10 protein-coding genes are annotated in these 13,978 nt (G+C 69.6%); 5 read left to right on the top strand and 5 right to left on the bottom strand.

Going from position 1 to position 13,978, the window contains the following annotated elements:
• Positions 1 to 87: 87 nt before the first annotated feature.
• Positions 88 to 561, bottom strand: a complete 474-nt coding sequence (locus tag OK345_RS07935; RefSeq protein WP_265127391.1) for an Hsp20/alpha crystallin family protein — start codon at positions 559 to 561, stop codon at positions 88 to 90.
• A gap of 153 nt (positions 562 to 714) precedes the next feature.
• Between OK345_RS07935 and OK345_RS07930 the strand changes: the two genes are divergently transcribed.
• Complete coding sequence (locus OK345_RS07930) at positions 715 to 1,197, top strand: peroxiredoxin (RefSeq protein ID WP_265127390.1); 483 nt, start codon at positions 715 to 717, stop codon at positions 1,195 to 1,197.
• A gap of 212 nt (positions 1,198 to 1,409) precedes the next feature.
• Here OK345_RS07930 and pbpC read toward each other — a convergent pair whose 3' ends face one another.
• The 3 genes from pbpC to OK345_RS07915 form a co-directional block, all read right to left on the bottom strand.
• Positions 1,410 to 3,818: a penicillin-binding protein 1C gene (gene pbpC, locus OK345_RS07925; RefSeq protein ID WP_265127389.1), complete on the bottom strand. Its 2,409-nt coding sequence runs from the start codon at positions 3,816 to 3,818 to the stop codon at positions 1,410 to 1,412.
• Positions 3,819 to 4,372: 554 nt separating this feature from the next.
• Complete coding sequence (locus OK345_RS07920; protein ID WP_265127388.1) at positions 4,373 to 4,936, bottom strand: hypothetical protein; 564 nt, start codon at positions 4,934 to 4,936, stop codon at positions 4,373 to 4,375.
• A complete protein-coding gene (locus tag OK345_RS07915) occupies positions 4,933 to 5,415 on the bottom strand; it encodes an RNA polymerase sigma factor (RefSeq protein WP_265127387.1) in 483 nt (160 codons plus the stop codon). Before OK345_RS07915 ends, OK345_RS07920 begins: the two co-directional genes overlap by 4 nt.
• 154 nt (positions 5,416 to 5,569) lie before the next feature.
• Between OK345_RS07915 and OK345_RS07910 the strand changes: the two genes are divergently transcribed.
• Genes OK345_RS07910 through OK345_RS07895 form a run of 4 tightly spaced genes read left to right on the top strand, consistent with a single transcriptional unit; the run spans position 5,570 to position 8,871 of the window.
• The gene (locus tag OK345_RS07910; RefSeq protein ID WP_265127386.1) at positions 5,570 to 7,021 is read left to right on the top strand and encodes an amidohydrolase family protein; all 1,452 of its coding nucleotides are present in this window, start codon (positions 5,570 to 5,572) and stop codon (positions 7,019 to 7,021) included.
• Positions 7,022 to 7,023: 2 nt separating this feature from the next.
• Positions 7,024 to 7,572 (top strand): hypothetical protein, encoded by a 549-nt coding sequence (locus OK345_RS07905; protein WP_265127385.1) that lies wholly within the window; start codon positions 7,024 to 7,026, stop codon positions 7,570 to 7,572.
• Positions 7,569 to 7,847 carry a hypothetical protein gene (locus tag OK345_RS07900; RefSeq protein WP_265127384.1) on the top strand — a complete coding sequence of 93 codons (279 nt, stop codon included), beginning with the start codon at positions 7,569 to 7,571 and terminating at the stop codon, positions 7,845 to 7,847. The genes OK345_RS07905 and OK345_RS07900 overlap by 4 nt, the downstream gene beginning before the upstream one ends.
• A 4-nt stretch (positions 7,848 to 7,851) precedes the next feature.
• Positions 7,852 to 8,871 (top strand): MBL fold metallo-hydrolase, encoded by a 1,020-nt coding sequence (locus tag OK345_RS07895; protein WP_265127383.1) that lies wholly within the window; start codon positions 7,852 to 7,854, stop codon positions 8,869 to 8,871.
• A 121-nt stretch (positions 8,872 to 8,992) separates the two neighbouring features.
• Here the strand turns inward: OK345_RS07895 and OK345_RS07890 are convergent, their stop codons facing one another.
• Positions 8,993 to 13,930: an alpha-2-macroglobulin family protein gene (locus OK345_RS07890; protein ID WP_265127382.1), complete on the bottom strand. Its 4,938-nt coding sequence runs from the start codon at positions 13,928 to 13,930 to the stop codon at positions 8,993 to 8,995.
• Between the last annotated feature and the right edge of the window lie 48 nt (positions 13,931 to 13,978).

The raw sequence follows: 13,978 nt of genomic DNA, 5'->3' as shown, positions 1-13,978 counted from the left end.
GCCGTTTCGAACGGGCTGTTGCCACCGGCCGATTCTACCGGCAGCCGGCCGTGGCCGGTGGCGGCCAAAGCCGCCACCGTGCGCCGGTCACTGCGCGGTACGGCTGCCGGTTTCCACCTGGATGCGGCGCGGGGTGACTTCGGCGCGCTTGGGGATGCGGATCTCCAGCACGCCGTTGTTGCCGCTGGCGCTGATGCCCTCGGGATCGGCGCTGTCGGGCAACGCGAAACGGCGGTGGAAGCTGCCGTGGCGGCGCTCCACGCGCGAGAAGCGCTCGCCTTCGGGCGCGTTCTCCAGCCTGCGCTCGCCCTTGATGGAGAGGATGCCCTTGTCCATCTGCACCTCGATCTGCGCCGGGTCGATGCCCGGCAGGTCGGCGTACAGCACGAACTGGCCGGCTTCCTCGCGGATGTCGACGGCCGGCACCCACTGCGCGGTGACCACGGCCGAATCGTCGGTCGCGGCCTGGCCGTCGTTGTCCAGCAACGCTCCGAACAGCTGGCGGATCTCATTCTGGAAAGCGGCCTGTGCCGGCCACTGGCGGTAACGTACGATGCTCATCGTGTACTCCTGCAAGAATGGCGGGAGATGGCATGCCGGGATGGCGATGCCGGTCCCATGGCGGGGAAATGTGCGTGCATGCCCGGTTTTCAAGGCAACGACGCCGCCTTCCCGCAGCGCCCGCTAAACTTCAATTCAGCCTAGGAGAACCCGATGACCATCCATGTCGGCGACCGCATCCCCGAAGTCACCCTCAAGCGCATCCGCGAAGGCATGGAGACCGTCGACACCCACACGCTGTTCGACGGCCGCAACGCGGTGCTGTTCGCCGTGCCGGGCGCCTTCACCCCCACCTGCTCGGCACGCCACCTGCCCGGCTACGTCGAGCATTTCGACGAGTTCCGCCACCGCGGCATCGAGGTGTACTGCATGGCGGTGAACGATCCGTTCGTGATGCAGGCCTGGGCCAAGACCCAGTCGGTGCCCGACGGCCTGCAGATGCTGTCCGACGGCAACGGCGACCTGTCGCGGGCGCTGGGGCTGGAGATGGACGCCAGCGGCTCGGGCATGGGCATGCGCTCGCGCCGCTTCGCGCTGTACCTGGAGGACGGCATAGTGCGCGAATGCTTCATCGAGGAACCCGGCAAGTTCGAGGTCTCCTCGGCCGAGTACGTGCTGGCGCACATCCCGGGCTGACACCGGCGGCGGCCGGCGCTGGCGCGCCGGCGAAGCGGCGGCATGCCGATTTTTCCGCCGTCGACCCGCCCGGGCGGGAGAAGCTCCACGACAGCGCAAGTCGCTGGTCGCCCAGCGACTTGCGATCCAGCCGGAAACCGCCGGTTGGCCGGCCATGCGGCCGCCGGAAAGCGCCTTCCGCCTGAGCGGGGACGACGCTGGAAGCGGATGCGCTACCGCGTCTCCTCCCGCACCGGGCGCAGCACCCGGAAACGCACCTGGGTCCAGGCGCCGTCGCCGGCCAGCGCCGTCAGCGTGTGCTCGCCCGGTTCGTCGTAGTCGCGCAGGAACGGGCGCGCGCCCTGGGTGCGGGCGATCCAGCGCCCGTCCAGCAACCAGTCCACCGGCTCGTCGCTGCCCAGCGCGCGCACCTGCAGGCGTACGCCGTGGCGGGAACCCGGCGCCCGCGCCAGCACCGCGCGGTCGTTGAGCCCCTCGATGTGCAATGCGCCGCCGCTGTCGCGGCCGTCGCCGGGGCAGCCCGGCGCCAGCGGCGGCAGCCGCGACGCCTGCCGCTGCGCGGCCGGCAGCCAGGGCGAGACCCGCGCCGGCCAGCGCGCGATCTCGACCTCCTTCAATACCCGCCGGCCCTCGCATCCCGGCGACACCCGCAGTCCGCTGGCGGCATCGACCTGGACACGCACCAGACCCGGCTGCCACAGCCGCGCATCGCGTTCGGCGAAGGTGGGCGGCACCGCCCCGTCCAGCACGTAGGCGGGGAAGCGGCGCTGGCACAGCGCCGGCGGCGTTTCGGCAGCGGCGGTGCCGAGCGGCCAGCAGATGTCCTGCTCCTGCACGCTGGCGGGCATCGCGCGCGGCGCGTTGTCGCCCTGCGCCCGCGGCAGGCTGTCGATCACCTCGAACATCAGCGGCAGCGCGGTCACCGCGCCGTACTGGCCCGGCAGCGGCGTACCGTCGGGGCGGCCGACCCACACGCCGACGGTGTGGCGGCGGGTGCTGCCGATCGCCCAGGCATCGCGGTAGCCGTAGCTGGTGCCGGTCTTCCACGCCACCCGCGGCCGCGAACCGACGTCGAAGGTGCCGCTGCCGTAGCCCGGACGCGGGTTGGACTCGAGGATCTCGCGCACGATCCAGGCCGCGCCCGGCGATACCAGCCGGCGCTCGATCAGCGCATCGTCCGGGGTGTAGCGCACGTGGCCGGCGATGCCGTCGCGGTTGAGCGCGGCGAACGCGCCGACCAGTTCCTCCAGCTTGGCGCCGGTGCCGCCCAGGATCAGCGCCAGGTTCGGCTGGCTGCCGTGCGGGAAGCGCAGGCCGATGCCAGCGTTGCCCAGGCGCGCGGCGAAACGCGAGGGACCGACCCGGTCGAGCAGGTCCACCGACGGCACGTTCAGCGACAGCCGCAGCGCGGTGGCGGCGCCCACCGGGCCATTGAAGGCAGCATCGAAGTTGCCCGGGCGGTAGCCGCCGAAGCTCTGCGGCGCGTCCACCAGCAGGCTTTCGGAGTGGATCAGGCCGTCGTCCAGCGCCATCGCGTACAGGAACGGCTTGAGCGTGGAACCGGGCGAACGCCAGGCCTGCACCATGTCCACGTGTCCCAGCCGCGCCTTGTCGCCGAACGCCACCGAGCCGACGTAGGCGCGGGCTTCCAGGGTGGCGTTGTCCACCACCAGCAGGGCGGCGGAGGTGCGTTCGGGCAGCTGCGAGAAGTAGGCCGATACCCGTTCCTCCAGGGTGCGCTGCAGGCCGATGTCGAGCGTGCTCTCGATGCGCGCGGCGCGCGGCTGCTGCTGGCGCAGCCGCTGCGCCAGCAACGCGGCATGCAGCGGCGCCTGCAGCGAGCGCGCCACCACCGGCTCGATCCGCGCATCGGCGACCTCTTCCGGCGACCACACGCCCAGTTCCACCATCCGCTCCAGCACCTTGTCGCGGGCGCGCTGCGCCGCTTCCGGGTGCCGGTCCGGACGCAGCCGGCTGGGCGACTGCGGCAGCACCGCCAGCAGCGCCGCCTCGGCCTGCGACAGCTGCGCCGCCGGCTTGCCCAGGTAGGCCCAGCTGGCCGCCTCCACCCCCTCGATGGTGCCGCCGTAGGGCGCGCGCTCCAGGTACAGCTGCAGGATCTGCCGCTTGTCCAAGTGCACCTCCAGCTGCACCGCGCGCAGCAGCTGCTTGAACTTGCCCCAGGGCGTGCGCGTGTGCGGGTCGAGGATGCGCGCCACCTGCATGGTCAGGGTGGAGCCGCCGGAGACGATGCGGCGCTCGCTGACCCATTGCCTGCCGGCGCGCAGCAGCGCCCACGGGTTGACGCCCGGATGCCGCCAGAACCAGCGGTCCTCGTAGTTCAGCAGCGCCTGCAGGTACAGCGGCGACACGCTCTCGGGCGTGGCCGGGTAGCGCCACACGCCCTGTGCATCGGCAAAGGCGCGCAGCGGCGTGCCATCGCGCGCGACCACCAGCGTGCTGGTGTCGCGCGAGGCCGGCAGCGGCGGCGGGAAGGCGAGGTCCAGCACCAGCAGCAGCGACAACAGCGCGGCGATGCTCCAGCGCAGCCAGCGCCAACGACGGCGCGGCCTCGCCGCCTCTTCCTTGTCTTTCGCCGTCGGGTCGCGCGCTTCATCCATCCTGCCAAGCATGCAGCGGCAGAAGGATTTCGGCCACTGTGCCGGAGGCAACCTCGCGCCCGTGCAATTCCAGGCTGCCGCGCTGGACCTCGATGATCCGCCGCGGCAGCTCCAGGCAGATGCCCGGCGGTCAGCCGGCGAATGTCCTGCGGTGCCGGCGTGCCGCTGGCACCGATCTTGCGCACCACGTTGCCGCGCTCGGCCGTGCCGATCCACAGGCTGGCACGCTCCGCGCGCGGTGACGCCTGACCGCGGGTCAGGGCGAACAGGGCGACGGCCGCGATACCTGCGATCGACAAGGCGCGCGAACGGCGCCAGCCGGCACTCGGGTCGGGTCTGGCGATGCCCGTGCCGCAATGACCACGGCGCACCTGCCAGACCATGCCAACACGCAAGTCATCGGAAACATCGGATGGCAGCCGACTGGCAGGCGATAGCGCCACCCGTTCTCGTACATGGGGCGACCGCACGCGGACAAACGCGCGAACCTCGAACCGCAATGGCGGCCAGGTCGCCGGCAAGCCCCCATTCGGTGCCGAGAGCCGGGATGCGGCTCAGGCGCCGGCCAGCCGCCGCACCGCCCGGTATTCCCGCAGCCACCGCTGGCGCAACCTGCGGCTCACCCACAGCGTGGCAACCAGCCACGCAGCGGCCACCAGCAACAGCTCCCACGCCGCGCTGCGCCACGCATCGCCAGCCAGCCACCACGTGCCGGCATTGGCCAGCAGTGCATACCCCAGCAGCGCCCATACCGTGGCGCGGGCCAGCCACAAATCGCGCAGGCCGGTGCGCAGTTGCGCCAGCCGGATCCGCGCATAGGCGCCGGCAGGCTCGGCGGCGTCGCGGGCGGGCCATCGCGGCGCGCGCAGGATGTTGGCCCATGCGATCGGCAGGAACACCGCGTAGAAAGGCATCAGCAACCAGTGCGAGGGCGTGAGGTTGCCACTGGCCAAGGCACGGCCGAACACGGCAAGCGCCAACACGGTGACCGCCACCTCCAGCCCGCGATACAGGCGCACGCGCCATTGCCGCCGGCGCACGCGGGCGGTGATGTCGTGCAGCGGGGCGGCAGGCGCTTCGCCCTGCCATGCGTCTTTCAGCAGGTCATCGAAATTCATGGGGCGTCCTCCTCTCGGGACAGGGCTTTGAGGCGTTCGCGGGCGCGGTGCAGGCGCACGCCCACGTTCTCGGCGCTGATGCCCAGCAAATCCGCGATCTGCTGGTAGTCGTAGCCTTCCAGTTGCAGCATCAGCACCTGCCGCTGGTTCAGCGGCAAGGTCGCCAGCGCCTCGAACAACCATTGCGTGCGGGCGCAGCTACTGCCCGTGTCCGCCACGTCGTGCAGTTTCGCGTCGAACGGCAGCGAGGTGGGCCGGCGGATTTCCGAGCGCACGTGGCTCGCCCCGAGGTTGTGGGCGATGCGCAGCACGAAGGGCAGCAGCATCTCCGCCTCGCGCAGACGCGGCAGGCTTTCCCAGATGGCGAGCAGCACGTCCTGCAACAGCTCCTCGCGCACGGCGGGATTCAATTCATACCCGCACACCGCGCGCCACAGTTGCGGTCGGAAGGTTTGCACACGGGGCCAGAGTGGATGCATTCGGTAACGGATCGGGGAGTCGATGGGGGCCAGCAATCCTTCAGTCGTCGCTTGCCGCGCATTTCTTACACCAAAAGAAAATATTTATTTGCGTAAGAAATCCCCCGGCACGCCCGACTTTGGAGGCAGACCCACTCGAAAGGAAACACCCGCGATGCAACGCTCACCGGCAACAAGGCGCTGGCTCCCGCTCGCCCTCACCTGCGGCCTGCTGGCCCCGGCGCTGGCCGCGGCCCAATCGGCCAACGGCACGCTGGCCCTGGACAATGTGCGCATCATCGAAGCCGAGCACAACCGCGCCAGCGCGCCACGCTGCGTGCGTGTGGAAGGCAAGCACATCGCCCGCATCACCGCCGCCGGCGACAAGGCCTGCCTGCGCGGCGCGCGCACCGTGAACCTGCACCAGCGCTACCTGCTGCCGGGCCTGATCGACATGCACGCCCACCTCACCCTCGGCCCGCTGGAGAGCAAGCGCGAGCGTGGCCGCATGGTGATGCAGGCGTTGCCCGACGACGACATTGCCGAACACAACGCCCGCCGGCTGGTGGCTTTCGGCGTCACCACCGTGCGCAACCCCGGCGGCGACCTGCCGGCCGCCGCACGCTACAAGGCGCGGTTGGCGGCAGGCGAACTGACCGGCCCGGAAGCCTTCAACGCCGGCCCGGTGATCAACAACGCCGACCTGCCGGGCCTGTCCACGGCAGCGCGCAATGCCGAGGCCATGCAGCGCGTGGTGCAGGCGCAGGCCGAGGCCGGCGCCGACTGGATCAAGCTCTACACCGGCCTGTCGCCGGAACTGCTGAAGGCCGGCATCGACGCCGCGCACCGGCACGGCCTTCCCGCCGTCGCGCATCTGGAAAGCATCGGATGGCCGGACGCGCTGGCGATGGGGCTGGACGGCATCGTCCACCTGATGCCGCTCAGCCCCGACCTGCTGACCCCGCAGCAGCGCGAGGCATGGCAGGCCGGCGCGCGCGGCGGCACCTGGTCGTTCTTCGAATGGTGGGAACACTTCGACCCCGATGGCCCGCAGGCCGACCGGCTGGTGGCCGCCTACCAGCAGCACCGCCCGGTGTTCGACGCCACCCTCGTCGCCTTCCACGCCGCCTTCGTCCAGGACCAGGACAACCCGTACAAGGACGATGCCCGCCGCTACGCCCACCCGCGGCTGCTGGCGCACTGGAACGACTGGTTCACCTTCGCCATCGGCTGGCAGCCGGAGGATTTCGCGCGCGCCCGCGCCGTGTGGCCGAAGGTGCAGCGCATGGCCGTGCGGCTGCACACCACCGACGCGCGCATGACGCTGGGCACGGACATGAGCAACCCTTGGATCGCGCCCGGCATCAGCCTGCATCGCGAAATGCAGTTGCTGGCCGAGGCCGGCGTCCCCGCCACGCAGCTGTTGCAGGCCGCCACCGTCACCGCCGCCGAAGCGCTCGGCGCAGGCCAGCGGCTGGGCCGCATCGCCCCCGGTTTCGAGGCCGACCTGCTGGTGCTCGACGCCAACCCGCTCGACGACATACGCCACACCCGCCACATCCACGCCGTCGTGCTTGACGGCCAATTCCTCGCCACCGATGCACTGAACCAACTCAAGGGAGAATGACCATGAAGCACACCTCCAAGCCCCTCATCCGCCGCAGCCTGCTGGCCCTTGGCCTGGGCTTCGGGCTGGCCGCCACCGCCCACGCCGGCCCGCGCGACTGGGAATCGCCCGAGGCCCTCGTCCACGCCCTGTACGAAACGATCTCCGCCGATGCCGGCGTGCAGCGCGACTGGGACCGCTATCGCGCCCTGTTCCTCGACGGCGCGCGGCTTTCCATGGCGATGGACTCGAAGATCGGCAGCGGCATCATGGGCATGGACAGCGAGGAACTGGTGGCCCAGACCGAAACCGCCTACGCCGCCACCGGCTTCCACGAAACCCCGCTGGTGACGCGGGTGGAACAGCACGGCCTGCTGGCCTCGGTGATGAGCAGCTTCGAGGTGCGGCTGCGGCAAAGCGACAAGGAGCCGCTGATGCGCGGGTTGAACCACTTCCAGGCGCTCAACGATGGCGAACGCTGGTGGATCGTCTCCAACGTGGGGATCATCGAGACGGCGGACTCGCCGCTGCCCGCGGACATGCAGCCGGCCACCGGCGGGGTGGCGAAATGAACCCCGTCAAGGCCTGGACCACGCCCGCCCGACAAGCACTGTCCCGCCACAAGTGGCGCTGGATTGCCGTGGCGGCCAGCATCAGCGTGCTGTCGTGGCTGGCGCTGGGCGCGGGCATCGTGCTGGAAGTCGGCACCGGGACGAGGATCGTGCTGGCCGGCATTGCAGCGCTGGCCACCGAAGGCACGATCTGGCTGTCGGCGCTGCTGCTGGGCATGAGCGCCTATCAACTGCGGCGGCAGATGTGGGAGAACCTGCGGCGTCGCTTTCGGTGAAAGCTTGAGTGCGGTCGCCGGTTCGCCGGCGGCCGCACTGGAAGAAAGCGGGTGGGCTGGCGTGCCGACCGTTGGCCGGCACGCGTCGGACACCACCTGCACACCCCGCTCGGCAACGCCCGGCGGGCATATCCGAATCAAGCCGCGCCGCGCAGCGGCGCCCGCATGTCACAAGCTTCCACTCGCAAGCGAGACATCAATGAGATCACTTGTTCTTGTTTTGGCCATGCTGTCCACGCCCCTCACTCACGCGGCAGATCCACCTCCCCCAACCGCCGAAACGACAACCCCGGAAATTTCGGACAAGCTTCTGGTCACCCGGCTTTCAGAGGATGCATTCATCCTGAAATTCGTCGATCACCAAACGAACATTGGCCTGCTCAAGACCGCAGAGGGAGTCGTCCTGATCGACCCCATGCCGGGAAGCGAAAATCTGGACGCATTGGACAAAGCCGTGAAAGATCTCGCCGGCGAACCCGCAAAGTTCATATTGAACACGCACGAACACAGCGACCACACCGGAGGGAACGCCTATCTCGTCGAGAAAGGAGGCGCGCTTCTTGACGGCGCCGCCGACCTCACGGAAATCCACGAATCAACGGCAATGTCCCACACGTCCGAGGACAGGATTCTTTTCCACGAGAAAAGCAACAGCATCTTTGTCGGCGACATCTACGACACCCGTTGGCACCCGACTTTTTATGCCGGAGGGCTGTCCGGGTTTGGCAGCGCCATTGAAGAAATCCTGATGCTGGGCAACGACGGAAGCATCATTGTCCCGGGGCATGGAAAACCGACGAGCAAGGTCGAGTTGCGGGCATTCCGGGAAAACACCCTGGCATGGGCATCACGGATAAGGGAGCTGAAGGCCGACGGCATGACAGCCGCCGAAATCATCAACGACGTGCAGGCAAAAGCCATCCTGGAAAAATTCAATCTTGAAAACAAACAGGATTTCATTCCGGGAAAAGCACGTGTCCGCTTCATTGAAAGAACGCTGTCAGTGATCGAGAAAGAGATGTAACAGCGTTCTTCAAATCCGTTTCAGGCCTTGGGCAAGAGGTTCATGCAACCCGACCGCATGACGACATGCGGGAAATCAAGTCCATGGAGCGCCCTGCAATGCATTGCCGCCCGACACCGCATCACGGCTGCACCACGGTGATCGTGGTCGGGTTGCTACGGCCCACGCCGCGCAGGTCGGGGCGGTACATGTCCTCGGCCAGCGGCGGCGGCACGGTGTAGGTGCCCGGGGTCACCGCGCGCACCAGGTAGAACACGCGGGCGGTGCGGCCGCGGGCGAGCTTGAGCGCGGCGACATAGCGGTCGTCGCGGAACTCCTCGTGCCTGACGTCGGCCGCGTCGGACCGGTCGCTGATGCCGATGCCGTCCACCACCACGTCGGCCCACTGCTTGGCGTCGCCCAGGTTGAAGTTCTCGATCTCCAGCCCGGCCGGCAGCAGGTCGGTCAGCAGCGCGTCGGGCATGGCCGAGTTGGCGGTGACGCTCAGCCGCACGATCAGCGCCTCGCCCTCCTTCAGCGGCCCCGGCGACCACGGCTTGCCGTCGGTGGTGTACCAGTGGCGCTCGATGCCGATCACGCTGTTGTCCGGCTCCGGCGCGCGCCGCGGCACGCCGGCCACTTCCAGGCTGGCGAACATCGGCGGCTCGCCCTGCGGGGTGAAGCGCACTCCGCGCGCCAGCTCGGCCGAGTCGAACAACCGGCCGAAGGCCTTGCGCGGGCCGATCTCCTCGACCGCGTCGCCCACCGCCAACTGGCCGGAAACCAGCTTCTTCTGGTTGGCCATCAGCGCCTTGCCCAGCCGCGCCAGCGCCACCTGCTCCTGGGTGCTCAGCCACAGCCAGCCGCGGTTGCGGCGCACGTCCAGTTCGCGGCCCAGCGCCACCGCGCGGGCGTCGTACTCGGGCTTGGCCAGGCCACGCTCGTGCAGCAGCGCGATCATCAGCGCGTCGTCACGCACCACGCTGCCGTAGTCGCCGAAGTAGCCGGGACGGTCGCTGCCGCTCTTGGCGAAACCGGCGGCGATGGCCGCCTCGCCGCGCTTGCGGTCGCCCTGCAGCGCCAGCGCCGTGCCCAGGTGCACCAGCGACAGCCCGGTCGCCGCCTTGCTGCGCTCGTTGTCGTACAGCGCGCGCAGGGTGCCGAGCGGGGCGCGGTTGACCCGCGCCAGCACGTAGCCGGAATAGGCCTGGTTGGCGAACTTCAGGTTCTCGCGGCGCTCCTGCCCGTAGAACTGGTTGCCGCCGGCCAGCAGGTCCTCGCTGAGCCGGTTCAGCGCCTTCTGCAGCACGTTGTCCGGCACCGCGAAACCGGCGTCCTTGGCATCGAGCAGGAACTCGGCGATGTACGGCGTCAGCCACGGATTGACGTAGCCATCATTGCCCCACATCGAGAAGTTGCCGTTGGCCACCTGCATCGATGCCAGCCGTCCGAAGGCGCCTTCCATGCGTTCGCGGCGCGCCTCGGCACTGAGGCCGTCGGCGCCCAGCATCGCCGAGGTCGCCTCGTCCAGCATCAGTGCGGCGTAGCCCTTGCTGGTGGTCTGCTCGGCGCAGCCGTAGGGGTAGTTCAAGGCACCCTGCAAGGCGCTGGCGAACGGGATCGGCGGCAACGCGCTGACCAGCATGCGGGCGTTGACCGAACCGTCCATCAACCCGGCGGCGAAGTCGCTGCCCAGCGCCACCGGCGCCAGCGGGTCGAGCGTCCGGGTCTGCGAGCGCAGCACCGACGGCCAGGCCGCGCGCACCGGCAGGTCGTAGCGGCGATCCACCTTGAAGCCGTTGCCTTCCACCCGCACCCGCACCTTGGCCACGGTGTAGCCCTCGCGCGCGGTCAGCGGGAAGCTGAGGGTGGCCTTGGCGCCGTCGGCGAGCCTGGCGCTGCGCGCCGGTTCGCCCAGCGACAGCGGGCCCTCGCCGTCCACGCGCACGCTGAACTCGCCGGGCGTGCCGGTGAAGTTCTGCACGTCCAGGGTGACCGTGCTGCGGTCGCCCGGCGCCATCACCCGCGGCATGCTGGCCTCGGCCACGATCGGCGCGCGCACCAGCGTTTCCACGTCGCGGTTGCCGTAGCGGTCGTCGGAATACACCAGCGCCGAGACCCGCAGGGTGCCGTTGAAGTCGGGCACCGGCAGGTTGATGCGGGCGTTGCCCTTGGCGTCGAGCTTCACCGGCCCGGAGAACAGGTCCACCGTCTGCACCCGTGCGGTCGGGCGCTTGGCCTGCGGCAGCGCCGCCAGCGCCATGTCGCCGCCGAAGCGCAGCTTGCCGCTGGCGCCCTCGAAACTCTCGATCACGCGGCCGTAGATGTCGTAGGCGTCCACGCCCAGGCGCCGCTGCGCGAAGAACTGCGCGTTGGCGTCGGGCACCGGGAAGCGGGTGATGTTGAGGATGCCCACGTCCACCGCCGACACCGTCACGTGCGCCTGCCTGCCGGCCAGTTCCGGCGCGCTGACGGTGACCGGCAGCGGCTGCTCCGGACGCATCTGCTTCGGTGCCACCAGGCCCACCGCGACGCGGCGCCCCTTGCGGTCCATCGGCACGTGGACCACGCCCACGGCGCGGGCCGGGGTGATCTTGCTCGGTGCGCTGCCGCCGCGGAACACCAGTGCGGTGACGTAGACGTCGTGGCGCTCCCATTCGGCGCTGACCGGGATCTCGAAGGTGCTGCCCGGCTTGACGTCGATGTCCTGCACGTACAGCAGCTTGTCGCTCTCCACCAGCAGCACGCCGCGGCCGGCGTGCGGCGGGGTGAGCGTGACCTTGAGGGTGTCACCGGCCTTGTAGCCGGTCTTGTCCAGCGCCAGCTTGACCTTGTCCGGGCGCGCGTCCAGCCCGCGGTTGTCGTCGTTCCAGCTCCAGCCGGCGCGGAACGGATAGCGCATGGTCAGGCCGGTGGCGGGGTCGAACACGTCGACCCGGTACTCGCCCCATTCCACCGCGAAGTCGAACTTCGCCGCCGTGGCGCCGGCATCGATGGTGCGGGTCTCCTTGTTCTCGAAGCGACGGGTGAAGTCGTAGTCCCAGCGATTGTCGTTCCAGGTCCAGTGGTAGTCGCGCAGTTCGCGCACCAGGGTGACCTTCAGCCCCTGCGCCGGCTGCGGCTTGCCGTCGGCATCCACCCGCACCAGCTCGAAGCGCGCGTTGGAATTGGCGTCGGCGCCGTCCTTGTCGTCGAACAGCGGGCGCACGCCGACCAGCGCCGGCGCCGGCCACAGCACCCGCTTGAGGGTGCGGGTCACGGTGCGGCCGCCGGTCTCGTAGACGCTGCCGGACAGCAGCGCGGCGATGGGCGTCGTCGGCTTGGCCTCGGCCGGCAGGGCGACGTCCTGGCGCAGCTTGCCGTCGGCCGGGAAGCTGCCGTCGATCACGTCCTTGGCCTCGCGCGGCAGCTCCACCGTGGGGTCGCCGAAGAAGTAGCCCGGCAGCGATTCGAGCGGGTGCTGTTCCACCGCCACCGCCAGCCGCGCGGTGAAGCGGTTGCCGTCGGCCGGAGCGCCGTACAGGTAGGCCGCATCGGCCTGCAGCTTGAACGGCTCGCCCGGCTTGAGCGTCTTCTGCGCGCTGTCCAGGTCCAGCTTCATGCGCTCGGGCAGGAACTCCTCGATGCGCAGGGTCATGCCCTGCACCGCCTCCTTGCTGGCCGGGTCGGTACGGAATTCCACCTGCCAGCGGCCGGTCGGGGCATCGCCGGGAATGGCCTGCTCGAAGCTGAAATAGCCCTGCTCGCCCGGCTGCAGCCGGGTCTCGCGGAAGATCTTGCCGTCGGGCTGCTTGAGCCGCAGGAACACCGGCTGGGCACCCTTGTCCGGCCCGGCGACCGGCTTGCCGTCGTTGTCGCGCAGCAGCGCCGACACCTGCACGGTCTCGCCGGGGCGGTACAGGTCGCGCCCGGACCAGGCGAACACGTCGAACCAGGCGTTCTGGCGGCCGGCCACGGCGAACTCGCTCAGGTCCAGCGCCGGCTGGTTGAACGGCAGCAGGGTGGTGTCGCCGCCGCTGCTGGCCACCAGCACGTGGCCGGCGTCGAGCTTGTAGTTCAGCAGCGCGTTGCCGTTGGCGTCGGTCTGGCCCTTGAGGAACAGCTCGCCCTTGGCGTCGAGGATGCGCAGCTCGATCTTCTTGGCCGGCGCCCCGTTCTGCAACGAGGCGGTGTGCACGAACAGCGTGTCCTTGTAGGCGCGCGTGTGCAGGCCGATGTCGCTGACGGTGAAGAACGCGGTGTCGTATTCGTTGTCGAAGCTGCCGGTGCGCTTCATCACCGCGAAGTACAGGCCCGGCTGCTGCAGTTCCTTGATGTCCTGGGTCGGCAGGTAGGTCAGCACCCGCTCGTTCTGCTTGCCGCCGAGCACGAAGCGGTTGACGTAGACCGGTTCGGCCAGCGTCGACAACGGCGTCTTGTCGCCGTAGTCGCTGTCCAGTTCCCAGCTGCCGCGGCGGCCGCCGCGCTGGTACTGGCTGAAGAAGGTGGGCAGCTGCTTCTCGCGCACGCGCAGGAACTCGACGTCCACCTCCTGCACGTTGACCGACACCACCGGCAGGCCGCGGCTGTCGCGCGCCGGCAGCACGCTGCCCTGCGAGGCGAAACCGGCCACCGGGCGCAGTTCGCCGGTGTGCACCTTCTGCTTCAGCTCCTTGCCCAGGCGGCTGCCGTCGGCGGCCAGCAGGTCGGCGGAGACGACCACGGTGTAGTCCCTGGCGGCCTCGACGAAGGGATAGCGCAGGGTCTTGCCGTCGTCGGACAGCGACCAGCTGCTCTCCTCGGTGCCGGCCTTCTCCTCGAAGCGCAGCAGCTTGTCGAAGTCCTGGGTGCCGACCAGCGGCCGCGAGAACTCCAGCGCCAGCGACAGGCTCTCGCCCCGCTGGTCGGGCCAGGCGCGCAGCAGGGCGAACTCGGTCACCTCCTCCTGCGTGGCCTTGATGGCCTCGCCGCTGGCACCGGGCAGCTGCCCCGATTCGTTGCGCTTGCAGGCCCCCAGTCCCACCGCCAGGACCAGCAGCAGCAATCCCTGCACCACCCTCGCCCGCCACTGTCCGCGGTTCGGCTCCGACTTCGTGTCCATCGTGTCACTCCCTGGATGTCGGCCAGAGTATAGACGGACACCCTTGCC

It is taken from the genome of Xanthomonas chitinilytica (genome assembly GCF_026107455.2).
In the GTDB taxonomy this organism is placed as follows: domain Bacteria; phylum Pseudomonadota; class Gammaproteobacteria; order Xanthomonadales; family Xanthomonadaceae; genus Stenotrophomonas; species Stenotrophomonas chitinilytica.
The sequence above is the reverse complement of the archived record's forward strand: the minus strand, read 5'-3'. Positions and strand labels throughout refer to the sequence as shown.